Consider the following 25,538-nt stretch of genomic DNA (forward strand, 5'->3'; position numbering starts at 1 on the left):
CTTAGTTGGTACCGACCAGATCGACCGGGAAGAACAATGTCTCGCCGGACGAATCATCGACACCGTCATTGTCGGTGACGGCAAAGGCCTTGCTAGATGCATCGAAAGCGAAGCCTTCGATCTTGTCCAACACGTAGCCGTTGGTGGCGGTCTTCAGGTCGTTCATGAAGTCGTGGGCTTCGACCTTCCTGACGACGGGCAGTTCGCCGCCGAGCTTGGCTGGCTTGAGGTCCGCAATCGCCACCTTGTAGAGCTTCTTCAGCTTGGCTGTGTCGCCGACCAGGTTGTCACGCTCGATGATGTAGACGCTGTCGCCGTGCGCGGAGATTTCGGAGAGACCGACCCAACCGGCTTCGGACTTGTCGAGCGGGTAGCTGACGGCGCCCCATTCTTTGCTCTTCGGATTGTAGGAGACGAGCTTGACGAAGCCCTTCTTGTCGTCCTTCCATTCGCGCTGAACGGCCATCCACAATGTGGCATCGTCACCGGAACCGATGATCGTGACGCCTTCGAAGCCATAGCGGATCTCGTTGGCGGTCAGTTCCTTCGGCAGGGCGATTTCATCCTTGATCTCGCCCTTCGGGTTCACGTGGTAGAGTGCATGCGGCACCAGCTTTTCGCTGTTGCCTTCGGACGCCAGCCAGAACCAGCCCTTTTCATCGACGGCGACGCCCTCGATATCGAGCTTCTGTGCCGGCTGTCCATCACGCTTGACGGTCAGGGTCTCGGTGATCACCGCCGGCTTCCTGGTGGCGTCGATCGTGTAGATGGTCGGCTGCATGCCGAGAACGCTGTCGCTGACAGCAAACAGCTGGCCGGGCTTCTGCGGCACGGCAGTCAGGCCGGAGAGCGCTGCGAAGCCGACTGGATTGCCGTCCTTTTCGGCAGCAACGATCTGCGGATAAGCCTTTTCGCCTTCGGCAAACGCGTAGATCATCACATGCGATCGTGGGCCGCCGTCTTCGCCGAAATCAGCCTCGTTCGCCGTTGCCAGCAGATTGCGACCCGGAATAGCCACGGCACCTTCAGGCGACACGCCGGAAGGCAGCAGCTGCGTCAGTTCAGGCTCGGCACCGGTATCCTTGTAAACACCGACCACCGAGCCACGCTCGGCCAGCACGAAGAAATAACGCTGTCCGCCGAACGTCGCGACCTCGAGGCCCTCTGGCTCGATACCCTTGGCGCCCGAGCGCTTGTCCGGGTAGTGGCCGATGTCTGCCACGGCATGCTCGAACGACGCACCCGATTCGAACAGAAGCTTGCCTGTCTTGTCGAAGATGGTGAAGCCGCGCGACCCGCCCTGGTAGTCACCTTCGTTGGCGATAACCAGGCGGTCGTCGTCAAGCCACTTCACGGCGTCGGGCTCCCGGACGACATTCTTCTGTTCACCGGTGAACTTCAACGCGCCGTCGCGCTTTGTGTCGATGCCGGTGAGATCGGTGGTGCCGGCGGTGAAGTGGGTCTTCACCTTGGCCGTCGTCGCATCGATGATGACGATCTCGTTGTTTTCCTGCAGCGTCAGGGCGATTTCGTTCTGGCTGTTGAAGGATACGAACTCGGGCTCGGGATCCTCCGGCGCAATGCCGGCAATGCCGGTCAAATCGACATGCTTGATGGTGCCGCAATCGACCATGCCGTTGTTCAGCTGGAAGATCACGAGATCGCCCGCTGGCATCTGCGGCAGCTTGCCGTCGTTGAGGTCTTCGTCACGCTCGTTTTCGATGGCGATGGCACCGAGCGTCTTGTCCTTGTTCAGCGCGATCGAATCCGGCTGGCCACCGAGATCGCAGCTGGCCTCGATCTTCTTCGAGGCGATATCGACGGTCCTCAGGCTGCCTGACGGCTTGGCCTTGCTCTTCGAGGTATTGACCGCGACCAGTGCCTTGCCCGATGCGGAGGTGACCGATGTCGGCTCGCCGTCCATCATCAATGCGCCACCGGCCTTCGGCGCCTTGGCGTCCGATATATCAACGAAGCCGATCGCGCCGAGCGGGCTGTCGCTGTAGATCAGCGTCATGCCATCATCGGTGGCGGCGATGATCTCTGCCGAGGTGGTGGAAAGCTTGTCCTTGTCAGCCGGCAGGTTTGACGCCACCGGGAAGGATGCGATGCGGTTGAAAACCGGCTCTGCTGCAGCTGGCAGGGCAACCGATGTGAGAAGCACGGCCGCAAGCGCTGCGTTGCGCGAAAAGATTGTCATGTAGTCCCCCAAAGTATCGAAAATCGAACAAGGGCGTTTTGCGGGACGGCTATGACAGCGGCATGACAGGACGACATTTTAACGCAGCTGATCGTCCGGTGCCGCTCCGACGCAGGCGAACCAAGCGCGCCGCCAGTGCTGACGAACATCAGATTTTCTGGGAGGCCAGGATCGGCATGTACAGTCGCCAAATCTAGCTTCTCCACAAACAACTCACCGTTCGCAAATCGTATAAATATATATTTATAGTCTAATGGACAGCCGATTGATTATTATATACTTGCTTAGAAAAATTAAATGTTTGTTGCCCGGTTGCGTTCCGGGAAGCAAACCTTGTCCGGATCAATAACTTCCGGGCGCGAAAAAACGACGGGAGGATAACATTGCGTATCGAGATAGCAGAAACCGTACAGACCTTCACGGCTCTAGCGGGAGCATGGCGAAAGCTGGCATCGGAAATCCCCGACTGCCATTTTACTCAAACCTATGATTGGTGCCGTCTGGGGTGGGAGCGTCGCGTGCTACACCCGAATGACAAGCTCCGCTGCGTCACAGCCTGGGAAGAGGAAAAGTTGGTCGCTGTCTGGCCGTTTATCCAGCGGCGGAAATCGGGCAAGCCGAGACGGCTCGACCCGATAGGCTGCGGCTTGAACGAGGAATATGCCGACCCCCTCCTCGCGCCGATCGCAGACAATCTGGAGACCTGCAAGCAAATCCTGCAGGCCCTGATGCGCGGGTCCGACATCTTGCATGTGCAGTTCCTAGTGGAGGGCTCCAATATGCAAAAAGCCATAGAAGTGTCCAGGCGCGTCCATCATGCTGTTCCGATCGAGTCTTTCCAGACCGATCGCCGCAGCGCGCCGAACTGGAATGCCTTCATGAGCGCCTATCCGAGCAAGTTCAGGGCCAATCTGCGCAGTCGCCGCAAGCACCTGAGCGAAGAGGGTATCCTTACGTTCGAGCTGGCGGAAAGCGCCGAAGACCAAGCCGTGGTGATCGATTGGATACTGGATCAGAAACAAGCGTGGCTTGAACGCAAGGACAAGTCCCACCACTGGTTTCACAAACCCGAAACCCGCGCATTCCTCCTCGACGCAGCAACCCTGAAAGATGACGTTGGCCGTATGGCTCTGTTCTCGCTGAAGCTGAACGGGGTGCCGCTGGCAGCCGCTCTGTGTACGGTCGATCGTACCTCTATCGAAATGCAGATAACCACCTTCGACCCAGCATACTCGCGCTTTTCGCCGGGCAACCTGATGATACAGGATTTGGCACAGTGGGGATTTGAGCGGCAACTCGTGTTCGACATGCGGACGCTGAAATCCGAATACAAGGAGCGTTGGGCCAATCAATCCTCAAAGCGTGCAAGCCATTTTCTCCTGCTAACCGCGCGAGGAATCGCAAATTTTGGCCCGGTGCTGCTGCTGTACAAAGGCATGCAGTGGATCGAGGCGACACTTTCGCCGGAGGATCTTCTCCGCCTAAAGGGAACTGCCAAGCGTATGCTACACGCAATCGGACGATGACGGAGGCAGGTGCTACTCGCCACTTGATGCCGTTTGTACGCGGCCCCCTGATCGGTTCTGCAATATCTTTTGCCGGTGACATTTCCGCGCCGACGGATAGCATAAACTAAAAAAGGGTCCGGCTTTCGCCGAACCCTTCGAATACTTGTGTTGCCGGTCTCGTTGTCCGGCAGCCAAGCAAATCCGATTAGCTGTTAACAGCTTCCTTCAGGCCCTTGCCGGGCGTGAACTTCGGCACGTTGCGAGCCGCGATATCGACTTCAGCGCCGGTAGACGGATTGCGGCCCTTGGTGGCAGCGCGATGGGAAACGGTGAAGCTACCGAAACCAGCGAGGCGAACGTCGCCCTTGCCCTTAAGTTCAGCCTGGACAACTTCGAATACAGCGTCCACTGCCGAAGCAGCATCAGTCTTCGAGAGTCCTGCCTTTTCGGCAACTGCGGACACGAGTTCATTCTTGTTCATGTTTCCACCCCTTTCTAAATGGTTCGAAACGACTCAAATCTAAAGCCGGGCACGGAATATGGTGCATCAGGCCCGCCGACCCCCAAAGACCCTGCAAATCAAGGAAAAGCAAGCGCCTCCGGGCTGTTTTCACAAAAAAAGGCTGGCAAAAATGCCAGCCTTTTCAGGGTTTTTAAGCAATGGGGCACGAATGTGGCAAACAAGGCTCAATGAGCGATTGCAGCACCGGTTTCGTCGAGCCCTTCGACCGTTGCGACAACAGGCGTTTCCACCGTGCCATCCCACTCGATCGGCTCTGGTCTGCGGACCAGAGCATGCTTGATCACCTCGCCCATGCGGGACACGGGGATGATCTCCATGTTGTTCTTCACGTTGTCAGGAATCTCCGCCAGATCCTTGGCGTTTTCTTCCGGGATCAGAACCGTCTTGATGCCGCCGCGCAGTGCGGCGAGCAGTTTTTCCTTCAGACCACCGATCGGCAGGACGCGGCCGCGAAGCGTGATCTCGCCCGTCATTGCCACATCCTTGCGGACGGGAATGCCGGTCATGATCGAGACGATCGCGGTTGCCATGCCGACGCCAGCCGACGGGCCATCCTTCGGCGTCGCACCTTCCGGCACGTGCACGTGGATGTCCGACTTGTCGAAGCGCGGAGGCTCGATGCCGAAATCGACGGCGCGCGAGCGGACATAGGATGCCGCAGCCGAAATCGATTCCTTCATCACTTCCTTCAGATTGCCGGTCACGGTCATGCGACCCTTGCCCGGCATCATCACGCCTTCGATCGTCAGCAACTCGCCGCCGACTTCGGTCCAGGCCAGACCGGTGACGACACCGACCTGATCTTCGCCTTCGGCTTCGCCGTGACGGAACCGGGGAACACCAAGGTAGTCCGAAATATTGGCAGCGGTGACCGCAACCGACTTCGTCTTGCCCTTGATGATTTCGGTGACCGCCTTGCGGGCGAGCTTCATCAGTTCGCGTTCGAAGCTACGAACACCGGCTTCGCGGGTGTACTGCTGGCTGATCGCCATCAGGGCATCGTCGCTGACCGAGAATTCCTGCGGCTGCAGCGCATGTTCCTTGATCGCCTTCGGCAGAAGGTGACGCTTGGCGATCTCGCGCTTCTCATCTTCGGTGTAACCGGCGATGCGAATGATCTCCATGCGGTCCATCAGAGGGCCCGGGATGTTGAGCGTGTTCGCCGTGGTGATGAACATCACGTCGGACAGATCGTACTCGACTTCCAGATAGTGGTCCATGAAGGTCGAGTTCTGGGCCGGATCGAGCACTTCCAGCAGAGCCGATGACGGATCACCACGGAAATCCTGGCCCATCTTGTCGATTTCGTCGAGCAGGAAGAGCGGGTTGGACTTCTTCGCCTTCTTCATCGACTGGATGACCTTGCCGGGCATCGAACCGATATAGGTGCGGCGGTGACCACGGATTTCGGCTTCGTCACGGACGCCGCCGAGTGCCATGCGCACGTATTCGCGGCCGGTCGCCTTGGCGATCGACTGGGCAAGCGAGGTCTTGCCGACGCCCGGAGGGCCGACGAGGCACAGGATCGGCCCCTTGATCTTGGTGGCGCGGGCCTGCACGGCGAGATACTCGACGATGCGTTCCTTGACCTTGTCGAGACCGAAATGATCGTTCTCAAGCACCTGTTCGGCCGCGTTGAGATCGGTCTTGATCTTCGACTTCTTCGACCATGGAATGCCGAGCAGCCAATCGAGATAGTTGCGGACAACGGTCGCTTCGGCCGACATCGGGCTCATCTGCCGCAGCTTCTTCAGCTCGGCATCAGCCTTCTCGCGACCTTCCTTGGAGAGCTTGGTCTTGGTGATGCGCTCTTCCAGTTCGGCCATCTCGTCGCGGCCTTCCTCGCCGTCGCCAAGCTCCTTCTGGATCGCCTTCATCTGCTCATTCAGGTAGTATTCGCGCTGGGTCTTTTCCATCTGGCGCTTGACACGCGAGCGGATGCGCTTCTCGACCTGAAGGACCGAGATTTCGCCTTCCATGAAACCGAGCGCCTTTTCGAGGCGTGCCTTGACGCTGGTGGTTTCCAGCATCTCCTGCTTCTCGGTGATCTTGATCGACAGATGCGACGCAACCGTATCGGCAAGCTTCGAGTAGTCGTCGATCTGGCTGGCAGCGCCAACGACTTCCGGCGAGATCTTCTTGTTGAGCTTCACGTAGCTCTCGAATTCGGACACGACCGAGCGGCTCAGCGCTTCCAGTTCGACCGGATCGTCGTTCGGCTCTTCGAGCATATGGCCGAGGGCTTCGTAGAAATCCTCGCGGTCGGTGTAGGCGTCGATTTCAGCACGCGCGCGGCCTTCGACGAGCACCTTGACGGTGCCGTCTGGCAGCTTCAGCAGTTGCAGGACGTTGGCGACGGTGCCGACGTTGTGGATCGCAGATGGTTCGGGATCGTCGTCGCTGGCATTGATCTGTGTGACCAGCATGATCTGCTTGTCAGACCCCATGACTTCTTCGAGAGCGCGGATTGATTTTTCCCGGCCCACGAAGAGCGGCACAATCATATGCGGGAAGACCACGATGTCGCGCAGGGGCAATACAGGATAAGCGGTGCTCGCAACTGACGTTTTCTTCGTCATTTTATTTCCTTTCCATCGTCCCGTTTCCGGGCTCTTCTGGCGCAGCCTTTTCAAGACCGGCTGCACTCTCACTTGAGTAACAAGTGGAGGTTCTGACTATGCTTTTCAAGCTGCCACATGGCCCGTGTCCGCTTGGACATGACAGCTATGCTACAACGGAACACCTCACTATGGCGCGCCAAGCTGGACCAGCGCTGACCACTTCCGAACCGGCTAAAATACAACACCGAAACACACCAACGGAATCATAGCATAATCGCCAAGGGCGAATGAATTCGCAACGGCAACGGACGTGGTTTCGCGCTTCATCAGCAAGTTTTATCGGCATTTACCGCTGTGGTACACCGTTTTGCAAATAGAAAGGGGCCTGCCAACGGCAAGCCCCTAAAATTCACGGTTCGTATCACAGGGATACTTAGGCCGAAGCGTTGGCCTTTTCCTCCTGGCGATCCGCATAGATGTAGAGCGGACGCGACGAGCCACTGACGACCTCGTCCGAGATGACCACTTCGCGAACACCTTCCAGCGTCGGCAGTTCGAACATCGTGTCGAGCAGGATCTTTTCCATGATCGAGCGAAGGCCGCGGGCACCGGTCTTGCGGGTGATCGCCTTCTTGGCGATTTCGCGAAGGGCGTCCTCGTGGAAGGTGAGTTCCACGTCTTCCATCTCGAACAGCCGCTGATACTGCTTGATGAGCGCGTTCTTCGGTTCCGACAGGATCTGGATCAGCGCATCCTCATCAAGATCTTCGAGCGTTGCCAGGACCGGCAGACGACCGATGAACTCGGGGATCAGGCCGAACTTGACCAGGTCTTCCGGCTCCAGTTCGCGCAGCACTTCACCGACGCGGCGATCTTCAGCCGACTTGACCGAAGCACCGAAGCCGATCGACGTCTTCTCGCCACGGGCAGAGATGATCTTGTCGAGGCCGGCAAATGCGCCGCCGCAGATGAACAGGATGTTCGTCGTGTCGACCTGCAGGAATTCCTGCTGCGGATGCTTGCGGCCGCCCTGCGGCGGTACCGAGGCAACCGTGCCTTCCATGATCTTCAGCAGCGCCTGCTGCACACCCTCGCCCGACACGTCGCGGGTGATCGAAGGGTTGTCCGACTTGCGGGAAATCTTGTCGACTTCGTCGATATAGACGATGCCGCGCTGGGCGCGTTCGACGTTGTAATCCGCAGACTGCAGAAGCTTCAGGATGATGTTTTCGACGTCTTCACCGACATAGCCGGCTTCGGTCAGCGTCGTTGCGTCAGCCATGGTGAACGGCACGTCGATGATGCGGGCGAGCGTCTGTGCAAGATAGGTCTTGCCGCAACCGGTCGGGCCGACCAGCATGATGTTCGACTTCGCAAGCTCGATCTCGCCGTTCTTGGTGGCGTGCGCGAGGCGCTTGTAATGGTTGTGAACGGCAACGGACAGGATCTTCTTCGCCTGACGCTGGCCAATGACGTATTCATCGAGGACCTTGATGATGTCCTGGGGCGTGGGGACGCCATCACGGGACTTGACCATCGAGGACTTGTTTTCCTCGCGGATGATGTCCATGCACAATTCGACGCATTCATCGCAGATGAAAACTGTCGGTCCGGCAATCAGCTTCCGGACTTCGTGCTGGCTCTTTCCGCAGAAGGAGCAGTACAGGGTGTTCTTAGAGTCGCCGCCGTTGCTGCCGCTGACTTTGCTCATATCACTTTCCTTCCAGCACGCCGCATTTCAAGGTGAAATGACGGTCAACTCATTGGCCTGCCCCACGTGGAGCTACAGGCCTTCAAGGGTACGAACCGGGTCAAGACTAGGCCGTCCTGGCCCCGGCGGCAACGAATTCCCCTTCAAAGCCAAATGCTATGTCATAAAAATTCAACATAGCATTAATACTTGAGATTGGTTCACCCGCCACTGGGTTTATTCCCTAGTTCGATCACAAATGAGATAGAACTGTGGCGGATAAAACACCATCCCTAGTTCTGACTAGGCGCATCGCCTTCCATCTCGGCACGAGACGTGAGGACCTTATCGATCACACCCCAGTCCTTGGCTTCGGCCGCATCCATGAAATGGTCACGGTCGAGCGTCTTTTCAACTTCTTCGTAAGTCCGGCCGGTGTGCTTGACGTACACCTCGTTCAGACGGCGCTTCATCTTGATGATGTCGCGGGCATGGCGCTCGATATCGGACGCCTGGCCGGAGAAGCCGCCAGATGGCTGGTGAACCATGATGCGGGAGTTCGGCGTTGCGAACCGCATGTCCTTGTGGCCGGCGGCGAGAAGCAGCGAGCCCATGGATGCGGCCTGACCGATGCAAAGCGTCGATACGGCAGGACGAATGAACTGCATCGTGTCGTAGATCGCCATGCCGGCGGTGACCACGCCACCCGGCGAATTGATGTAGAGCGCGATTTCCTTCTTGGGGTTTTCGGCCTCAAGGAAAAGCAGCTGGGCGCAGACGAGCGTCGCCACGTGATCCTCGACTGGCCCCGTCAGGAAGATGATGCGTTCCTTGAGCAGGCGCGAATAAATGTCGTAGGAGCGTTCACCGCGATTGGTCTGTTCCACAACCATCGGCACGAGGGCCATAGCGGTATCGACTGGGTTTCTCATGTGCGTCCTTTGTCAACGTCTTTCCGGCCCGACGCCGGGAATCAAACAAAATGCCTTATCCCTACATAGAACTTCCCTACCCTCCTCTTCAAGACGCGCCTACGGATAACGTTAAGAGGGCGGGGTTCCATGTCTGTTTTCCTAGTCTTTCTGTAGGGAGATTGTTCGAAACCGTCATTAACGGCGAAGCGTCTTACTCGCCGCGCACAGCTTTTCTCTTCGGCAAGATGAAGAAATGCTAAATTCGGCCATCATGCCGCCTCCAGCATTTACCTCGTGGAAAGCCTATCGCGAGATATCCGGTAGCGACCATCGCATCCTCGCCGGCGATTAAGGAAGTCACCAGATTTCTTAGCGAGTATGCGCCGATACAAGGGGTATTGCCGTGTTCAATGTTACGACAGGTCTGGCCATTTGGTGCTCCGAGGCTATGACGCTCGCGCTGGTCGCGTTCATTGCCTGGCGCCATAATGTTCGGGATAAGACTTATTTCTATTGGGGTATCGGTTTCTTTCTGAGTGGCGTAGGCTTTGCCATGGTGGCTCTGCGCAACCATATCCCCGACATTCTGTCGATCGAGGCCGGCAATGCCATAGCGCTTGCCGGGCAAAGTGCATGGGTTGCCGGATATCTGGCGCTGGACAAGCGCAGGATGGAATGGTGGGTGCTGTTGCCGCCGATCGTCTGGCTCGCCGGAATTTTCCTGCCCTGGGTGAATGACGACTACCCCAACCGAGTTGCGCTCTACAACCTTGCCTCGGCGACCGGAGCGACGGCGCTGGCCATGGCCGTGAGTTCTCCGGGCCTGAACCGCGAAGCGGCGCGCGCCAAGCTGGCGATCATCTTCATCGTTCAGAGCTGCGTGTGTTTTGCCGCGGCAGGCGCGATCGGCTTGATTTCGCCTGGTGACAAGGACGCAGCCAACCTTGCGGGCGTGGCGGCCATGGGGACCGCATTCCTGTTGACGTTTGCCTGCGCCCTGACGTTCCGGTTGATCATGGAGCGCTCCGAACAGAAGCTTCGCATCCTCAGCATCACCGATACGCTGACCGGCGTGCTCAACCGCCGAGGGCTGTTTGCGCAGTTCACGCGAATCCAGACGAAGGCCTTTGACGACAAGCGACAGGTCGCCGTGCTGCTGTTCGACCTGGACAATTTCAAGCGCATCAACGACCGCTTCGGCCATCAGGGCGGTGATGCCGTCTTGACCGTGTTTGCCCGTATGGCGCGGCAGTTTACGCCATCTGGCGTGTTCGGCCGTATGGGTGGCGAGGAATTCGCTGCATTTGCCAGCGTTGCCGATCAGACGGAGGCCGAGGCGCTTGCTGAATCCATCCGAACCGAATTTTGCCGTGTTCCTGTCAGCACCGGCGATGCCATCGTTCCGGCAACTGTCAGCGTTGGCGTTGCGTTGGCCTCGCCGCTTGAGGCCAACATGGACAAGCTGGTTTCGGCGGCGGACCGGGCGCTTTATGCAGCCAAGGGCGCGGGCAGAAACTGCACGGTGATCTTCGGCGAGGCTGAGGCGGCGGCCCCACCGAAGGTCGAGCCCGATCACACCACCGGCGAACTGGTACCGACGCTGGATGACCAGATCCACGCTCTTCGACGCGTCGGATCTCTCGGTCGAGGCTAACAACAGATTGCGCTCTCTTTTCGAGGCTTGGCAAATCCGCTAAGCCTCGAAATATGATCACATTGCCATACATCTCCATTGACCCCGCCACGCGCCGCGTTTCCCTCAACGCCCGCAATCGCGCCTTCTACGGCAACCCCAACGCCGCCTACGCGGCGCTACACGCGCATTGTCCAACCTTCTACTGGGAAGAGCAGAAGCAGTGGTTCTTCACCGGCTATGACCATGTGAACGCGCTTCTGCGCGATCGCCGGTTCGGCCGGCAGATCCTGCATATCGCCAGCCGCGAAGAACTCGGCCTGCCCGAGCCCGACCAGCATGTTGCCAATTTCGATCTTGCCGAGCGGTATTCCCTGCTGGAACTGGAGCCGCCGGAACACACGCGCCTCAGGACCCTTGTCAACCGCGCTTTCGTGTCCCGCCATGTCGAGAAGATGAAGCCGGAGCTTGCCGAACTCGCCAACACGCTGATCGACCAGTTCGCGCACAAGGGCGAGGTCGAGCTGCTGTCGGCTTTCGCCGATATCATCCCGGTGACAATGATTGCGCGGATGATCGGCATTCCCGAAGAGATGGGACCGCAGCTGTTGAAGTGGTCGCATGCCTATATCCGCATGTATCTGTTTGGCCGCACGCGGGCAGACGAGGACGGCGCGGAGAAGGCGTCGAAGGAATTCTCCGATTATGTGAAGACGATCATCGCAGAGCGTCGTGCCAATCCACGCGACGACTTGCTGACGCACATGATCCACACCGAGCACAAGGGTCAGTATCTGACCGAGGACGAGCTGGTCTCAACGACGATCGTGCTTTTGAACGCCGGCCATGAGGCGACAGTGCACCAGATCGGCAATTCGGTGCGGATGATCCTCGACAGCGGTTACGCGCCGGCCGAGCTTTTCAGAGATGAAGCAACCACGGAGCGGACGGTCGAGGAATCGCTACGGATCTGCGCGCCTGTTCATATCTTCCAACGCTGGGCACTTGAGCCGGCCGAGATAGACGGCATCTCCTTCAAGCGCGGCGACAAGGTCAGCCTGATCCTGGCCGCCGCCAATCTCGACCCCTTGAAATTCACCGACCCGTTGACCTTCCAGCCGGGTCGTCGCGAGGCGCCGAACCTGTCCTTTGGCGCCGGCATCCATTTCTGTATCGGCGCGCCGCTGGCCCGCCTTGAACTGCAAGTGGTGCTGCCGATCCTGTTCGAGCGCCTGCCCGGCCTGAAGCTGGCGAGGACGCCCGAGGTGAAGGACGTCTACCACTTCCACGGATTGGACCGGCTGGAACTCAGCTGGTAGTCAAAAAAATATCCGCGCTACCTATGGCAGCGCGGATATCTCCTTGGGAGGATACAAACCGCTCGCGTGGATGGCGAGCGTGTTGTCTGGCGCTTTATTCTGCCGCCTGCAGAGCCGGGGTAGCCGCGTCGATCTCTACCGGCAGCGTGCCGGCCATCGCAGCTGCGAACTGTGTCTGGTCGAGTTCGTTTTCCCAACGGGCGACAACGACGGTGGCAACCGCGTTGCCGACCAGGTTGGTCAGGGCGCGGCATTCCGACATGAAGCGGTCGATGCCAAGGATCAGCGCCATCCCGGCGACCGGGACCGAGGGAACGACCGACAGCGTCGCGGCCAGCGTGATAAAGCCGGCGCCGGTGATGCCGGCTGCACCCTTGGACGAGAGCATCGCCACGAGAAGCAGCAGGATCTGGTCCGACAGCGACAGGTCGATATTGGTGGCCTGGGCGATGAACAGGGCGGCCAGCGTCATGTAGATGTTGGTGCCGTCGAGGTTGAAGGAATAGCCGGTCGGAATGACCAGGCCGACGACGGAGCGCTTGCAGCCGGCGCGTTCCATCTTCTGCATCAGGCCCGGCAGGGCTGCTTCAGACGAGGAGGTACCGAGGACGAGCAGCAGCTCTTCCTTGATGTAGCGGATCAGCGACAGGATCGAGAAGCCGTTGTATTTCGCCACCGCACCCAGCACCACCAGCACGAACAGCAGGGCGGTGATGTAGAAGGTGAGAATGAGGTAGGCGAGGTTGGCGACCGAGCCGATCCCGTACTTGCCGATGGTGAAGGCCATGGCGCCGAACGCGCCGATCGGGGCAGCCTTCATCAGGATGGCGACGAGGCGGAAGACCGGGGCTGTGAGAGCGGTCAGGAAGTCGGTGACCGGCTTGCCCTTGTCGCCGACCATGCCGAGCGCGACGCCGAACAGGACCGAGAAGAACAGCACCTGCAGGATGTCGCCCTGAGCAAACGCACCGACGATGGTTTCCGGGATGATGTTCATCAGGAAGCCGGTAATCGTCGTTTCATGCGCCTTGGTGGCGTAGGTGGCGACGGCCTTGCCATCGAGCGTTGCCGGATCGATGTTCATGCCGGCGCCGGGATGCAGGACATTGCCGACGATCAGGCCGACGATCAGCGCCAGCGTCGAGAAAATGATGAAATAGAGCATCGCCTTGCCAGCGACGCGGCCGACCTTTTTCAGGTCCGACATGCCGGCAATGCCGGTGGCGACGGTGAGGAAGATGACCGGCGCGATGATCATCTTGACGAGGCGGATGAAGGCATCGCCGAGCGGCTTCAGGCTGGCGCCGAAATCAGGCCAGAAATGGCCGATCAGCATGCCGGCGATGATGGCACAGACGACCTGGAAATACAGGTGCCGATAGAATGGAAGTTTGCCGCGCGGCTCGGCGGCTGGAATTGCAACGTTCATGGCGTCCTCCATAAAGCCCCAAACCAGTCCGGCCTCCCGGGGCAATTGCGTTTTAGATCGACAGCGACACGGCTGTTTGAGACTACTTAGCAATGCCTATGCCAGTTCACCTTCGCCGCAATATCGCCATGATTTAAAACGCTTTTTTCTTAATCAGAACGCTAAAATAAATTAAGTGAGCGGCTTTTCGCACAAATCTATTTGACGAGCGTGCGAAATTTCGCACATCATGGGCCATGACAAGCACAACAGCGATTGCTGGATTTCAGACCGTTGACGACGTCGATCGGCAGGCGAAACGAGGATGGATCCTTTTCGTGATGTTGTCGGCCGTGCTGCTGGCCGCCGCCCTGATCGGCGCTGAGCTCTATGGGCGAAGCTCCTCCATCAATGCCCTGGCAGCACAGAGCCAGACGGATGCGAGCCTGAAAGTGGCGCTGCTGACCGCCGTTCTCGAACGCCCCCGCGCCTTGCCGTTGCTGCTTGCCGAGGACCAGCAGGTTCTGAACGCGCTGTCATCGGAAAGTGTCACTGATATCGACATCCTGAACCGCAAGCTGGAGCGGCTGGTATCGGGTACGCAGGCCGCCGTCCTCTATGTGATCGGCAAGGACGGCTTGGCGATTTCCTCGAGCAACTGGCGCGAGCCGATCAGCTTCGTCGGCAACGACTATACGTTCCGGGAGTATTTCACGCGGGCGATGCAGAAAGGAACCGCGGAGCATTTTGCGCTCGGCAGCGTCAGCAAGCGTCCGGGGCTCTATATCTCGCGGCGTGTCGGCAGCGCTGAGACACCGCTCGGCGTGGTGGTGGTAAAGCTGGAGTTCGACCAGCTCGAGACCGACTGGCGCGATGCACGGCGGCCGGTCTACGTGACGGACGAGCATGGCGTGGTGTTGATCACCAGCATCCCCTCCTGGCGCTTCATGACCGCAGCGCCGGTGCCGCAGACAGACCTTGCGGCCATTCGCGACAGCCTGCAGTTCGGCGATGCGTCGCTGACACCATTGCCGATCATGCGGCCCGATATCATCGATGCCCAGACATCGCTGGTTTCGGCGGTGCTTCCAGGCAATGGAGCAACGGAATATCTGCGCTTGTTCGCGTCGGTGCCGACGACGCCGTGGCGGCTCGAATACCTGGTGCCGACCGAGGCGCCGATCGCCTCGTCTGTAAGGGAAATGCGGCTGCTCTCGCTTGCCGTGCTGGTGCCCATTCTGGCCATCGCCGCCTTTCTGCTGCGCCGGCGGCAGGCGGCTGCGATGCGGATTGCGGTCGAACTGTCGATGCGCGAGGAGCTGGAGCGGCGGGTGGTGGCCCGTACCGAAGATCTGAGCCGCGCCCGCGACCGCCTGCAGGCGGAGATCTCTGACCATCGCGACACCGAATCGAGACTGCAGGTCGTGCAGCAGGAACTGGTACAGGCAAACCGGCTTGCCATTCTCGGCCAGGTCGCTGCCGGCGTCGCCCACGAGATCAACCAGCCGGTGGCAACCATTCGCGCCTATGCCACAATGCCCGCGTCTTCCTCGACCGCGATCAAGCCGAACCGGTGAAGGAAAACCTCGGCGCCATCGCCGCGCTGACGGAACGGATCGGGGCGATCACCGAGGAACTGAAAGCCTTTGCGCGCAAGGGCCGGACAGCGCCGGAGCCGGTCGAACTGCGCGACGTCATCGATGGCGCCGTCGTGCTGTTGAAGAGCCGGTTTGCCGGGCAGTTGCAGGCGCTGGTCATCCGGCTGCCGCCGCCCGGCCTCAGGGTGCTCGGCAACCGCGTTCGCCTGGAGCAGATATTGATCAATCTGTTCCAGAATGCCCTGGAGGCCCTGGAGGGGCGAGCGGATGCGAAGGTGGAAATATCGGCCGTGGCCACCGACGACGCGGTCGAGGTCATCGTTGCCGATAACGGCCCGGGGATACCAGCAGAGATTCTCGCTTCGCTGTTTACGCCTTTCAATACCTCGAAAGAGAAGGGCCTCGGACTTGGACTGGTCATCTCCAAGGATATCGTTGCCGATTACGGCGGGCGGATCGAGGTCTCCAGCACCGACGCCGGCACCAGTTTCATCGTCCATCTCGTGAGAGCGAAACCATGACATCAGCCGCACCCATCTTCCTTGTCGATGACGACAAGGATCTGCTGAGGGCGACCAAGCAGACGCTGGAATTGGCCGGCTTTGCCGTTTCCGCCTTCCCCGCTGCCCTGGAGGCGCTGGCAGCGCTGACAGCGGATTTTCCGGGTATCATCGTCTCGGATATCCGCATGCCGCAGATCGACGGTCTGCAACTGTTCGACCGCGTGCAACGGCAGGACCGTGACCTACCGGTTATCCTGGTGACCGGCCACGGCGATATTCCGATGGCGGTCAAGGCCATAAAGGAAGGCGTCTACGACTTCATCACCAAGCCTTTCCCGGCCGACCGGCTGGTGCAGAGCGTACGGCGTGCCGTCGAAAAACGCCGCCTGGTTCTGGAGAACCGCCTGTTGCGCAAAGCCAGCGAACAGGTGCGCGACGACCTGCCGCTGATCGGCCAGACGCCGGCCATGGAGCGGCTGCGGCATACGCTGCGGCAGATCGCCGACACCGATGTCGATGTGCTGGTGACCGGAGAGACCGGCAGCGGCAAGGAAGTCGTCGCCAGCCTGCTGCATCAGTGGGGCCGGCGGAGATCGGGGAATTTCGTGGCGCTAAACTGCGGCGCACTGCCGGAAACGGTGATCGAAAGCGAGTTGTTCGGGCACGAGCCCGGCGCCTTTACCGGCGCGCAGAAGAAGCGCGTCGGACGGATCGAGCACGCGAGCGGCGGCACGCTGTTTCTCGACGAGATCGAAAGCATGGCGCCATCGACGCAGGTGCAGATGCTGCGAGTGCTTGAAATGCGCGAGGTGACGCCGCTCGGAACCAACGAGGTGCGGCCGGTCGATCTGCGCGTGGTGGCGGCAGCCAAGGTCGATCTCGCCGATCCCCGGCAGCGTGGAGAGTTTCGCGAGGATCTCTATTACCGGCTGAACGTGGTGACGATCTCCATCCCGCCGCTCCGGGAACGGCGCGACGACATTCCGCTGCTGTTCGGCTATTTCGCCGAGCGGGCGGCAAAGCGCTTCAAGCGCGACATGCCGGTCGCGTCATCGGCCGTTCACCGGCATCTGCACGATCACGAGTGGCCCGGCAATGTGCGCGAGCTGTCGCATTTTGCCGAGCGCTTCGTGCTTGGGGTTGAACAACTTCACACGGGAGCGTCGAGTTCGAAGAACGACGGCAGCGGCGAAAACCTGCCGCTGCCCGATCGGCTTGACCGGTATGAGGCCAGCATCATCCGCGAGGTGCTGGATGCCAATGACGGCGATGTTCGACGGACGATCGCCGAGCTCGGCATCCCGCGCAAAACCTTCTACGACAAGCTGCAGCGCCATGGCATCGTCAGGGCCGACTTTGCGCCGAACGACGAGCGTGGCTGAGCTTCATCCGATGGACGCGTCAACGTCCATCGGTCCCCGCTTCAGGCGTTCGCCTCGCCGACGTCAGGCTGCGGCCACCCCGTAGCGTGCCGCCGGCTTGTTGTGGGAAAGGTTCGGGCCGAGCGCGTAGCGGGCGGCGTTTGCGGCGTCCAGGTCGGCATTGTCCGGCAGCGACGGGATCGTGATCAGTTCGCCCTGATCGAGCCCCGCCAGAGCCGCATCGACCATGTCGCTCACATCCATCACCATCGCTGGCGGCAGGTCATCGACCGAGCGGCCAGCGCGTTCGAAAATTTCCGTGCGCGTCAATCCGGGCAGAACCGCCTGCACCTTGACGCCTTTATCAGCCACTTCCGAGTGGATGGCCTGCGTCAGGTTGAGGACGAATGCCTTGGTGGCGCTGTAGGTGCCGTGGAATCTCTCCGGGATGTAGGCGACCACCGAGGCGACGTTGACGATCGCACCCCTGCCCCGCTCCGACAAAGCCTGGGCTGCGGCAACAGCCAGCCGATTGGCGGCGACCACATTCAGCTCAATCATCGTTTCTAGATAATCGAGGTCGTCATCCAGCAGCGCGCCCTTGGGGCCGATGCCGGCATTGTTGACGAGCAGGGTGATGCTTTCGTCCTCCCGCAAACGCTTCTCGACGGCCCGCACGTCGGCTCTCTGGGTGAGATCGGCAGGCAGGATGTTGACCGTCACGCCCGTCTCGCTGGTCAACCGATCGGCCAGCGACTGAAGGCGCGCCGCGTCGCGGGCGACGAGGACGAGATCATAACCGCGCTTGGCGAGCCGGTCGGCATATGTTGCGCCGATGCCGGAAGAGGCTCCGGTGACAAGGGCAGTTCCGAGAGAGGTGTTGGACATGACAGCATTCCTTTCGATGTCAGCTTAGTGGTATATGCCGCTATATTTAGGCTGTCCTCCGAGGTGTGCAAGAGGAGCGCGAAAGAAGTTGTGCTTTCTCGGTTGACTGATCGCCGCCAATCGGAAGACTTGGCGACGGAGAAAACGACATGAATGAAAAAACCAGCCCGCTCGGCGCGTGGAACTATTGCAGCAGCAGCGCGCTCAAGCGCGCCTCCCGACAACTCAGCCAGCTCTACAAAGACGTGCTGGCGCCAAGCGGGCTGACGATCACACAATACGCGCTGCTGACGCAGATCAAGCTCGGCGGGGCGACGCCGTTGAAGCTGCTTGCCAAGACGATGGTGATGGATCTTTCGGCGCTCGGCCACACGCTGAAGCCGCTGCAGCGCGACGGCCTTGTCGAGCTGATCTCCGACGACCGCGATCGCCGCGTCAAGCGCGTGCGGTTAAGCGACAAGGGCGAGCAGCTGTGGCACGAGGCCCACAGCCTGTGGCTGGACGCACAGGCGCGTTTCGATGCGGCTTTCGGCAAGGAGGCGTCGGACAATCTGCGCCGCACCATGGACCTGCTGGCCTCGCCAGCGTTTGCCACAGCCTTCAATGCGGCTCGGCCGGTCGAGGAATAAAGGCGGCCGAGCGCCTGACCTGATCAAGGTCAGGCAAGTGCCGTCACAGCCTGACGACATAATCTTTGCGAGTCGTTTCAACAACCTCCCAGGTTCCGTTAAAGCCCGGTCGTAGAATCATCCGGTCGCCGGCATGCAAATGCACCGCCTCGCCGCCATCTTCGGTGACGATGGAGTAGCCGGACAGAACGTTGAAATACTCCCATTCGTCATAGGCGATCCGCCACTTGCCCGGCGTTGCCTCCCAGATGCCGGCATAGAGACCACCAGACGCCTCCTCGAGATTCCACGTCCTGAACTGCGGGTCGCCGGAGATAATCCGCTCCGCCGGAGGGGCGCCGACCTCCGGCTCGGCGCCTGTGATGTCGATGATGAGCTGGTTTGCCATCACGTATCAGATGTCGGTCGCAGCAAACGTCTGCTTAATTACCATTGTTTTTGTTCACAAATTTTGAGTTGATCGCAAGATACCTTACTCACCTTCGTAGCATACCGTTGTTCAGCTGCCCCCGCTTCGCAGCATACGTCTGTACTGCCGCACAACCAAGGGTCACGCTCAAGGAATTCGACTTGAGAACTATGGCTTTTGTAGATGGTATGAGGCTGAAGTTGCGGTTTGCAGGGGCTCTCTGTTTCGCAATAGCGCATGCTGCGGTGCCGTAATTGCGCCGGTGGTTCAGTCGGCTATCCTCTTCTAAAAGGAAGCGTTTTGATGAGCCAAAGAGTTACAACATCTCTAGAGACCGACATCCGATGGATGATGACGTTTCTACGCCTCGGGCGCACTGCGAAGTTGCGCGAGCGTGTGAATGTCGCTTACAAACATAGACGATTCGCTACAGAGGAGCGTCTGCAATTTGCACGGATTCAGGCCTCCCTAGAAGTGATGGAAGACTTCGAGAGAAAATATGGCATTGGAAGCTGTTTGAACGTTGAGATGCCCGAGCTGCTGAAAATCGCTGACACGTGCAATGGACAGTTTGATCCTGATGAAATAGCTGCCGCTCAAAGCGCCCCGTCTGCGGAACGCGTCAATATTCTGGCTTGGGCTGCCGAAGCGACGCCAACCGATCTAGAAACAGCGCCGGATCAGTAAACTCCTCAACGCCGTCGATATCTTCTCCACGGATCGTCAGTAGACTGATTTTTTTACCGAACCTGATCTCTGTTTCCAATCTCGAAAGATCAAGCCCGTTCATGTCGTCAAGTTGAGGCGTTTAGAGCCCTTTCCCAACTTTTATTCCCCGAAATCCCTCTCCCCGGTGACGCTACTGACCGCCTCGCTCATCGGTTGCACCCGTACAAATCGGTTTGCGAAAATGCAAACGTATGCTGCGAAGGACAGTGAATGTCGGTCGCAGCAAACGTCTGTTCGCTAGATGTTGATTTTGTTCACAATTTTCGAGCGTATCGCAAGATACGCTGTTCACTTTCGCAGCATACCGCTGTTCATCTCGGCAGCCTTCGCAACATACGTCTGCACACCACCACAGCCAAGAGTCGCGGCTGTGGATCGTTTTGAAAACTATGGTTTTTGTGGCTGGGCTGAGGCTGTTCCCGCTCGCGATTTTCGCAACGTTCACCCGAATTAAAGGAACGATGTCGTAGTCCATTTACCGCTTGAAAAGGAGCGAACATGAACTACGACATCGGGGCCTACAAACTGGGCGATCTAACCATTTTCTGGGCTGTTCTCCCAGACGGAACTAAAATGTCGGAAGTGGGAAAGTCCGGGCTAGACAGAATCCTTGTGGCAGTCGATGACGGTGTAGCTGTGTCGCAGGTTAAAGCTCGGTTGACATTGTTCGCGAACTGGATGGCAGAAAACACGCGGCTGCGAATGAATATCGAAAACAGTCAGATGATCCGCGTAGGTCTGGACGACGCCCTCGATGACAGCCCGCTGCTCAGAAGTTCACCCGAGGAGCTAGAACGATCCATACGAGACGGCGGTCACAGTCCTGCGCCGTAACGGGCAGCGTTCTCGAATTTTTCCTCGTCTATGATCGGGGAAACCCGGTGAAGCCTCTGAAGCATGACGTTCAACGGGTGATCGAGGTTTAGCATCGCGCCTTTCCCGTGCTCACCCTCGATTTTCCGCCACTGTTCCAAGTCTTGTTTGATTTTCTCTACCTCGACAGCAGGTTCACCTGCAAGCTGGTCGAAAAACCCCGCACTCTCGCTGAGGATGTCACTCACAACCGCGACGTTTCCAACCTCGTGATATCGGCGAAGGCTTTCCAGTGGAGTGTTTTGCACCTGCGGATAGAGTGTAGCGGCAACATAATCCATTGCCGCCGTATCCATCAGGAAGTGGAATTTCCGCCGCTGTAGTGCACCGCCCCGCTCGCGGATGTCGTGGCGGCCATTGAAACGAGCTTGAAGCCTTGCTTCCGCTATAACTTCCATGTGCTCGCGAAGTTTTGCGGTGTTTTCGTCACTGTTCGTGCCAAGTATACGCGAGCCAAAAATCTCGATCATGCGGCTTAGAGATTCATATGCCCCAATCTCACGAGCGACATCCATCTCGACAAGTATCTTTGCGATTTTGATGGAAGAGAAGTGAGTGGACATGTACGGCTCCAGTGCTGAATCTAGGATCATCGTCTTTCTCACCGGCCGCAACGCTACAAGCACTAAGGTTGCCCAGTTGGCCATTCCCAGGCAGGGCAGACGGGCAACTCAATAGACATCTTGAGGGCAGATTGTTACCTTGCGGGCAACCAACGGACAGGCTCGCATGGTCATAGACATCTGGGATAACGAGACGCTCCCGGGAGCGGCCAGGGACCTCCTCATCGCAGGAGACGGTCTTTTGCGCGACTATCGCGCGGATGAACTCGAAATCGCGGCCTCTCGGCCTACAGAGCACGTTTTCTGGCAGCGCCGCCCGAATGCTTTCGCCGCCGGAAAGGCCGCACTGGAAGCCGACTTGGCTGCCCTTATTGAGAATGAAGAGGTCAGGGGTTTCCATTATTCACGGATGATTGACGAGGAAATTGAGGCGATTTCCCAAGCTGGCATAGTCCCGACCTCCAAAGCATTCTTGCGGCAACGCGTCGATGGACTTGTCGCGGCGGGATACCTGAATATCATCCAAGCAGATGAGGTATTCGCGAAAAGCGCCCTGAACGCCGGGGAGACCTACGGGACAAGAGATTGCTTATTCTGGACATCAGCCTTCCCGTTGCCGATAGACAACAGCGGGGTGGAGCGTCTGCTCGCGATCTGGGGTGGCGAGGTTGCTTCATGGACGTTGAGCGATAACGGAGAGGCTCTGGGATTGCCGACGATTGGCCGACCGCGCATCTTGGAGATTGCGATGCCGATCAGCACCGCCATGAAAGGCATGGCGGCCTCAGCAGTCGCTGGCCGCTTGGTCGACCTGCGGATGGCTGAACTCGGGCTCACCGAATACCGCGGCGGGATTGATCTCTACACCACGGTCGCCTTGGAGCCGTCATCGCTGATGTTCGTTCACACGGAAGGCGAGCAAGCATACGCTGACATGGGAAGAGGCTATCCTCCGACCTTCAAACTATGAGGCCGGCGGCGGTCGATCAACATTGATCACGAAGCTCTGTCAGCACGGACATCGGTGGTCGCTTGGATAACGCTCTGGACGGTGCTCACTGCCGTCATCGTGTTGTAGGGCTTCGGCAGGAACCGCGCTTCCGCGGGCAATTCGCCTCGTGCAACATCCACCCTACCCGACGTGACGACGATGCCGATGTGAGGGCTCGTACTCGCCACCATCTTGGCGAGGTCGATGCCGCACAGCCCGCCAGGCATATCGACATCGGTGAAGACCGCGTCGATATCGGTGCGCAGGCCGAGGACGCCAACCGCTTCGAGAACCGAGCCGGCTTCGAGAACAGCGAAGCCGGCGTCCTCGAGTACGTCAGCCAAGAAGAGGCGGATGAGCGGCTCATCTTCTACGACGAGTACGATTCGAGTTGGCTTCTGCATCTCGGTTCCCCTTGTTGTTCAGGGAAGTAACGCAATCGGTTGGGAAATCGATTCAACCCATCCACAGGAAAACAGAATCATATTTAATAAAATGCCAATGATGGAGGATGGCATGTCTCTGGGTACGGGTATTTTTCTTTCGGCGCTCGTGCTGTCGCTCGTCATAATCTATTCCGTGACGCGAGATCGATGGAATTGGCGTCGGGTCGCGCTGTGGGGAACTCTCGGGCCGTTGGTCGTCCTGCTTATAGTCTCCGGAATTGGCTATGCCGTGTTTCGATGGCAGGATCAGCCAATGCCAATCGAAAGCTTTTTCGGTATTGCGCTCCGGTCATCCGAGCAAGACGTAATGTTCATGAAAGGCGAGCCCACCAAGAAGGAGCAAGACGGAACTTGGACATACGAGATCAAGGATAGCTCGGACGGTCGCTCCATTGCCGCCTATCAAGTGGGGTTTAGAGATCACAAAGTCCGATACATATTCTATGCGCCGAGCGGGTACGATCCCAACAAAGAGTACCCTTTTGGCTTCTCCGACGGAACGCGGCTTGGTTTGGTAAACGGAAAGCTTGGTGAGCCATCGGACAAGAGTGAAAAACCAGATGGAAGTGCACGATTTTACTCTTATCGCGACTATAACGCCTTCTTCGGTTTCAGTAAGGGCGTCGTGGAGGTGTATGGAATTTACGATCCGGCTACAGGTCCGCTCAAATTTTCGTCGGACTGATCTTTCCTGTCGGCCCGCTTCCGCTTCAACTCATCCGCAACAAAAACCATTCTCGAACCACTCCAGGATCGTCGCGATCTTATGCGCTCCCGATTGCTAGGAGTCTGGTGGTGACGCGACCTAATTGCGGAAATTTCCTAGGCAGGCTTGATCCAGCGCAGCGACCGCCGAACCCTGTCGATTTCTTCCGCCAGCCCGCGTATCGTTTCAACGCTTAGATGATGATGTAAACCATCGGGACCTACGCAGGCCGCCGCCGCGGTGTTGGCTTCCCACGGGTCCGCAGCGACAGATCGAATGCCGTGCGCGAGAAGATTCCGCACCCTGGCGACCTCCTCCACTTCGAGCAGGCAATTGCGAGGCGCGCCGTTTTCGGACTTGCTGGCCATATCGAGCATATACGATCGCCAATGCGTGATCACGGCCCCTTTGGCCGATTGCTCTTGCAAACCAGCCTCTTTGAGGTGGCGGCGCATCTCGTTCTCGAGGAAACACCAATAGATTTGGACCTGCCCGATCTCGCAGGCAAGGTCACGCAATGTCGGGTTCGGGTAAGTATCGCTGTCCATGCTGCGAAGCATATAGAACTGGGGAAAGTCCGCCAGCCTCTATGCCATCCGCGAGATCATGGACAAAGCATCGGTCGCGCGGGCCATCCCGACGCGGCCGCTTCCGTCACACGCGCTGATCTCCCATTCGGCGCTCTCGCCGGCCTTCACACGCATCAGCTCGGCCAGCCAGCGATGTCGCCCGACGCCTTCAACCGGGAGCAGCTCAGAGGGAAGCACGCTTATCCGCCATCTTGTCGTCGCTGCGGTCGGGTTGCCGAAGTCGTTTGCTTCCGTCTGCCTGCGCCAACGGCGAATGATCAGGCCCATCGTGCCGGTCTTCTCGGCTGCGAGGTGCAGGCGGCGTGACGCTGTCATAGGAAGGCGCACCAGCTCGCCCACGACCGCACCAAGGCCGCCGAACGACAGAGCCTCTTCCATGGACGCCATGGATATCCTCTTCCTTGTCAGCTTCGACGAAGATCACTCGGTCCGCTTGTAGGCCGACCTGTACGAGCGCGGGGAAGAACAGGTCCGGTCGGCTCAGACACCAAATGATCTTGCCCGTCGTCCTCGCCGCGACGCCTGCAACGAACAGTGCAGGCGCGGCCGCGTCCAACGTTCCAGCTCCTCCCCCGGCAACTTCGTGGATAGCCCCATAAGCGAGACCGCCGCCGGGCAAACGATTATCAATTTCCGGCACACCGAAAGAGAGACAGCCGGCTCGCCGCACTGCCTCTCCCTCGATCTTGGCGATGCGCTCACGAAGATCGTCGAGGACCGGATTGGGAGCATGCGTCATCGATCACGATCCTTTCGCGCTTGGGAATTGTGCTGGCAATGCCTTCGATAATCTTGATGTTCATTCTTTGTTCCGATAAGCCACCGGAGTCAACATGCTCATGCCGGCATTCTAAAATGCTTATGACGAAAGGTTGGGATGGCCAGGAATATGGCAGACGAGGCGAAGGTAACGACCCTGCGGTCACTCAAGGGGTCAGTCATCATCGTCGAGTGCCGGCGATGCAAAATCCTCGGGTAGGTTGATCGCAAAGTCATCATCAAGCGTTTCAAAGCAAGCGCATCGGTCCTGCGCGTCAGGCGGGGACTTGTCGGCGTGTGCGACCGCATGCGGTGCGATGACGGCGGCGACCGTTGCTCGGCCGTAGTGAAGGCGCGCTCGTAGAGACCTCTCCGCTCGGGGGTAAACTGCTTCAATGCACGATCGTGATCACCCCGACCCCGACCTCTTCCGCGGCTTTTATGAGCGCCCACCTAGCGAGTTCAGGGGCCACCTCTCCGAGCTTCGCGTCCAGACACGCCTTGATCGCCACAATGTAGGCTTCACCGTCTTCGTCGGGCCAGAGGTTCAGTAGGACCGTCGCCATGTCATCAAGCGTCTTGATCTTGTACGCCTCGCGGTCCTCCAGCACCAACATCAGCGTCGAAAACTCGTGCGAGCTGTCCCGATTCATGACACCTGTCCTCCAATCCCTTTACAGAATGGAAACCGTGCAAGAACCGTTCCTGGTCGTGTGCGAAACCCGAAACCACGGCTG

General features: G+C 58.8%; 21 protein-coding genes and 2 pseudogenes. 10 read left to right on the top strand and 13 right to left on the bottom strand.

Going from position 1 to position 25,538, the window contains the following annotated elements:
• Position 1: 1 nt before the first annotated feature.
• Positions 2-2,200 carry an esterase-like activity of phytase family protein gene (locus tag GVL52_RS05605; RefSeq protein ID WP_160004694.1) on the bottom strand — a complete coding sequence of 733 codons (2,199 nt, stop codon included), beginning with the start codon at positions 2,198-2,200 and terminating at the stop codon, positions 2-4.
• A 383-nt stretch (positions 2,201-2,583) separates the two neighbouring features.
• Here GVL52_RS05605 and GVL52_RS05610 point away from each other — a divergent pair, with 383 nt between their 5' ends.
• On the top strand, positions 2,584-3,726 hold the full coding sequence (locus GVL52_RS05610; RefSeq protein WP_160004696.1) for a GNAT family N-acetyltransferase: 1,143 nt from the start codon (positions 2,584-2,586) through the stop codon (positions 3,724-3,726).
• 187 nt (positions 3,727-3,913) lie between these two features.
• Here the strand turns inward: GVL52_RS05610 and GVL52_RS05615 are convergent, their stop codons facing one another.
• The 4 genes from GVL52_RS05615 to clpP form a co-directional block, all read right to left on the bottom strand.
• Entirely contained in the window at positions 3,914-4,189 is a 276-nt protein-coding gene (locus tag GVL52_RS05615; RefSeq protein WP_160004698.1) for an HU family DNA-binding protein, read from the bottom strand.
• A 206-nt stretch (positions 4,190-4,395) separates the two neighbouring features.
• Positions 4,396-6,810 (bottom strand): endopeptidase La, encoded by a 2,415-nt coding sequence (gene lon / locus GVL52_RS05620; protein WP_160004700.1) that lies wholly within the window; start codon positions 6,808-6,810, stop codon positions 4,396-4,398.
• Between the two features lie 415 nt (positions 6,811-7,225).
• Positions 7,226-8,503 carry an ATP-dependent Clp protease ATP-binding subunit ClpX gene (gene clpX, locus GVL52_RS05625; protein ID WP_160004702.1) on the bottom strand — a complete coding sequence of 426 codons (1,278 nt, stop codon included), beginning with the start codon at positions 8,501-8,503 and terminating at the stop codon, positions 7,226-7,228.
• Positions 8,504-8,775: 272 nt separating this feature from the next.
• On the bottom strand, positions 8,776-9,414 hold the full coding sequence (gene clpP, locus GVL52_RS05630; RefSeq protein ID WP_160004704.1) for an ATP-dependent Clp endopeptidase proteolytic subunit ClpP: 639 nt from the start codon (positions 9,412-9,414) through the stop codon (positions 8,776-8,778).
• Positions 9,415-9,799: 385 nt separating this feature from the next.
• Between clpP and GVL52_RS05635 the strand changes: the two genes are divergently transcribed.
• Together GVL52_RS05635 and GVL52_RS05640 are read left to right on the top strand one after the other, a co-directional pair.
• Positions 9,800-11,050: a GGDEF domain-containing protein gene (locus tag GVL52_RS05635; RefSeq protein ID WP_200847770.1), complete on the top strand. Its 1,251-nt coding sequence runs from the start codon at positions 9,800-9,802 to the stop codon at positions 11,048-11,050.
• Positions 11,051-11,103: 53 nt separating this feature from the next.
• Entirely contained in the window at positions 11,104-12,348 is a 1,245-nt protein-coding gene (locus GVL52_RS05640) for a cytochrome P450 (protein ID WP_160004706.1), read from the top strand.
• A gap of 94 nt (positions 12,349-12,442) precedes the next feature.
• On the opposite strand, the gene GVL52_RS05645 is transcribed toward GVL52_RS05640, so the two are convergent.
• Positions 12,443-13,777 (bottom strand): dicarboxylate/amino acid:cation symporter, encoded by a 1,335-nt coding sequence (locus GVL52_RS05645; RefSeq protein WP_200847771.1) that lies wholly within the window; start codon positions 13,775-13,777, stop codon positions 12,443-12,445.
• A 236-nt stretch (positions 13,778-14,013) separates the two neighbouring features.
• Between GVL52_RS05645 and GVL52_RS05650 the strand changes: the two are divergent.
• Together GVL52_RS05650 and GVL52_RS05655 are read left to right on the top strand one after the other, a co-directional pair.
• Positions 14,014-15,875, top strand: a pseudogene (locus GVL52_RS05650) (ATP-binding protein).
• Complete coding sequence (locus GVL52_RS05655) at positions 15,872-17,239, top strand: sigma-54 dependent transcriptional regulator (RefSeq protein WP_160004710.1); 1,368 nt, start codon at positions 15,872-15,874, stop codon at positions 17,237-17,239. Before GVL52_RS05650 ends, GVL52_RS05655 begins: the two are co-directional and overlap by 4 nt.
• Positions 17,240-17,302: 63 nt before the next feature.
• Here the strand turns inward: GVL52_RS05655 and GVL52_RS05660 are convergent, their stop codons facing one another.
• Positions 17,303-18,106: an SDR family oxidoreductase gene (locus GVL52_RS05660; protein ID WP_160004712.1), complete on the bottom strand. Its 804-nt coding sequence runs from the start codon at positions 18,104-18,106 to the stop codon at positions 17,303-17,305.
• A 149-nt stretch (positions 18,107-18,255) separates the two neighbouring features.
• Between GVL52_RS05660 and GVL52_RS05665 the strand changes: the two genes are divergently transcribed.
• Positions 18,256-18,735, top strand: coding sequence for a MarR family winged helix-turn-helix transcriptional regulator (locus GVL52_RS05665; protein WP_160004714.1), 480 nt, complete (start codon positions 18,256-18,258; stop codon positions 18,733-18,735).
• 43 nt (positions 18,736-18,778) lie between these two features.
• Here the strand turns inward: GVL52_RS05665 and GVL52_RS05670 are convergent, their stop codons facing one another.
• The gene (locus GVL52_RS05670; RefSeq protein WP_160004716.1) at positions 18,779-19,123 is read right to left on the bottom strand and encodes a cupin domain-containing protein; all 345 of its coding nucleotides are present in this window, start codon (positions 19,121-19,123) and stop codon (positions 18,779-18,781) included.
• Positions 19,124-19,447: 324 nt separating this feature from the next.
• On the opposite strand from GVL52_RS05670, the gene GVL52_RS05675 reads away from it, so the two are divergent.
• A complete protein-coding gene (locus GVL52_RS05675; protein WP_160004718.1) occupies positions 19,448-19,831 on the top strand; it encodes a hypothetical protein in 384 nt (127 codons plus the stop codon).
• 540 nt (positions 19,832-20,371) lie between these two features.
• Positions 20,372-20,707, top strand: a complete 336-nt coding sequence (locus GVL52_RS05680) for a hypothetical protein (RefSeq protein WP_160004720.1) — start codon at positions 20,372-20,374, stop codon at positions 20,705-20,707.
• Here the strand turns inward: GVL52_RS05680 and GVL52_RS05685 are convergent.
• Positions 20,689-21,309: a hypothetical protein gene (locus GVL52_RS05685; RefSeq protein WP_160004722.1), complete on the bottom strand. Its 621-nt coding sequence runs from the start codon at positions 21,307-21,309 to the stop codon at positions 20,689-20,691. The two genes, GVL52_RS05680 and GVL52_RS05685, sit on opposite strands and share 19 nt — an antisense overlap.
• Positions 21,310-21,475: 166 nt before the next feature.
• On the opposite strand from GVL52_RS05685, the gene GVL52_RS05690 reads away from it, so the two are divergent.
• Positions 21,476-22,279 (top strand): hypothetical protein, encoded by an 804-nt coding sequence (locus GVL52_RS05690; RefSeq protein WP_160004724.1) that lies wholly within the window; start codon positions 21,476-21,478, stop codon positions 22,277-22,279.
• 26 nt (positions 22,280-22,305) lie between these two features.
• Here GVL52_RS05690 and GVL52_RS05695 read toward each other — a convergent pair whose 3' ends face one another.
• The gene (locus GVL52_RS05695) at positions 22,306-22,704 is read right to left on the bottom strand and encodes a response regulator (protein WP_160004726.1); all 399 of its coding nucleotides are present in this window, start codon (positions 22,702-22,704) and stop codon (positions 22,306-22,308) included.
• 112 nt (positions 22,705-22,816) lie between these two features.
• Here GVL52_RS05695 and GVL52_RS05700 point away from each other — a divergent pair, with 112 nt between their 5' ends.
• Positions 22,817-23,431 (top strand): DUF2530 domain-containing protein, encoded by a 615-nt coding sequence (locus GVL52_RS05700; protein WP_244619096.1) that lies wholly within the window; start codon positions 22,817-22,819, stop codon positions 23,429-23,431.
• 137 nt (positions 23,432-23,568) lie between these two features.
• On the opposite strand, the gene GVL52_RS05705 is transcribed toward GVL52_RS05700, so the two are convergent.
• The 3 genes and pseudogenes from GVL52_RS05705 to GVL52_RS05715 all read right to left on the bottom strand — a co-directional run bounded on the left by GVL52_RS05705 (position 23,569) and on the right by GVL52_RS05715 (position 25,454).
• Positions 23,569-24,000: a hypothetical protein gene (locus tag GVL52_RS05705; protein ID WP_160004728.1), complete on the bottom strand. Its 432-nt coding sequence runs from the start codon at positions 23,998-24,000 to the stop codon at positions 23,569-23,571.
• Positions 24,001-24,039: 39 nt separating this feature from the next.
• Positions 24,040-24,781: pseudogene (locus GVL52_RS05710) on the bottom strand (ImuA family protein).
• 412 nt (positions 24,782-25,193) lie between these two features.
• A complete protein-coding gene (locus GVL52_RS05715; RefSeq protein WP_160004730.1) occupies positions 25,194-25,454 on the bottom strand; it encodes a DUF982 domain-containing protein in 261 nt (86 codons plus the stop codon).
• Positions 25,455-25,538: the final 84 nt, after the last annotated feature.

The sequence above is a fragment of the Rhizobium sp. 18055 genome, from assembly GCF_902706285.1.
Classification (GTDB): domain Bacteria; phylum Pseudomonadota; class Alphaproteobacteria; order Rhizobiales; family Rhizobiaceae; genus Rhizobium.

Coding starts and splice junctions, on each gene's coding strand:
- clpP (WP_160004704.1), bottom strand. CDS start 9,414: ATGAGAAACCCAGTCGATACCGCTATGGCCCTCGTGCCGATGGTTGTG.
- GVL52_RS05675 (WP_160004718.1), top strand. CDS start 19,448: ATGAGCCAAAGAGTTACAACATCTCTAGAGACCGACATCCGATGGATG.
- GVL52_RS05615 (WP_160004698.1), bottom strand. CDS start 4,189: ATGAACAAGAATGAACTCGTGTCCGCAGTTGCCGAAAAGGCAGGACTC.
- lon (WP_160004700.1), bottom strand. CDS start 6,810: ATGACGAAGAAAACGTCAGTTGCGAGCACCGCTTATCCTGTATTGCCC.
- GVL52_RS05605 (WP_160004694.1), bottom strand. CDS start 2,200: ATGACAATCTTTTCGCGCAACGCAGCGCTTGCGGCCGTGCTTCTCACA.
- GVL52_RS05685 (WP_160004722.1), bottom strand. CDS start 21,309: ATGTCCACTCACTTCTCTTCCATCAAAATCGCAAAGATACTTGTCGAG.
- GVL52_RS05700 (WP_244619096.1), top strand. CDS start 22,817: ATGTCTCTGGGTACGGGTATTTTTCTTTCGGCGCTCGTGCTGTCGCTC.
- GVL52_RS05695 (WP_160004726.1), bottom strand. CDS start 22,704: ATGCAGAAGCCAACTCGAATCGTACTCGTCGTAGAAGATGAGCCGCTC.
- GVL52_RS05680 (WP_160004720.1), top strand. CDS start 20,372: ATGAACTACGACATCGGGGCCTACAAACTGGGCGATCTAACCATTTTC.
- GVL52_RS05715 (WP_160004730.1), bottom strand. CDS start 25,454: ATGAATCGGGACAGCTCGCACGAGTTTTCGACGCTGATGTTGGTGCTG.
- GVL52_RS05645 (WP_200847771.1), bottom strand. CDS start 13,777: ATGAACGTTGCAATTCCAGCCGCCGAGCCGCGCGGCAAACTTCCATTC.
- GVL52_RS05705 (WP_160004728.1), bottom strand. CDS start 24,000: ATGGACAGCGATACTTACCCGAACCCGACATTGCGTGACCTTGCCTGC.
- GVL52_RS05665 (WP_160004714.1), top strand. CDS start 18,256: ATGAATGAAAAAACCAGCCCGCTCGGCGCGTGGAACTATTGCAGCAGC.
- GVL52_RS05660 (WP_160004712.1), bottom strand. CDS start 18,106: ATGTCCAACACCTCTCTCGGAACTGCCCTTGTCACCGGAGCCTCTTCC.
- GVL52_RS05690 (WP_160004724.1), top strand. CDS start 21,476: ATGGTCATAGACATCTGGGATAACGAGACGCTCCCGGGAGCGGCCAGG.
- GVL52_RS05640 (WP_160004706.1), top strand. CDS start 11,104: ATGATCACATTGCCATACATCTCCATTGACCCCGCCACGCGCCGCGTT.
- GVL52_RS05655 (WP_160004710.1), top strand. CDS start 15,872: ATGACATCAGCCGCACCCATCTTCCTTGTCGATGACGACAAGGATCTG.
- GVL52_RS05670 (WP_160004716.1), bottom strand. CDS start 19,123: ATGGCAAACCAGCTCATCATCGACATCACAGGCGCCGAGCCGGAGGTC.
- clpX (WP_160004702.1), bottom strand. CDS start 8,503: ATGAGCAAAGTCAGCGGCAGCAACGGCGGCGACTCTAAGAACACCCTG.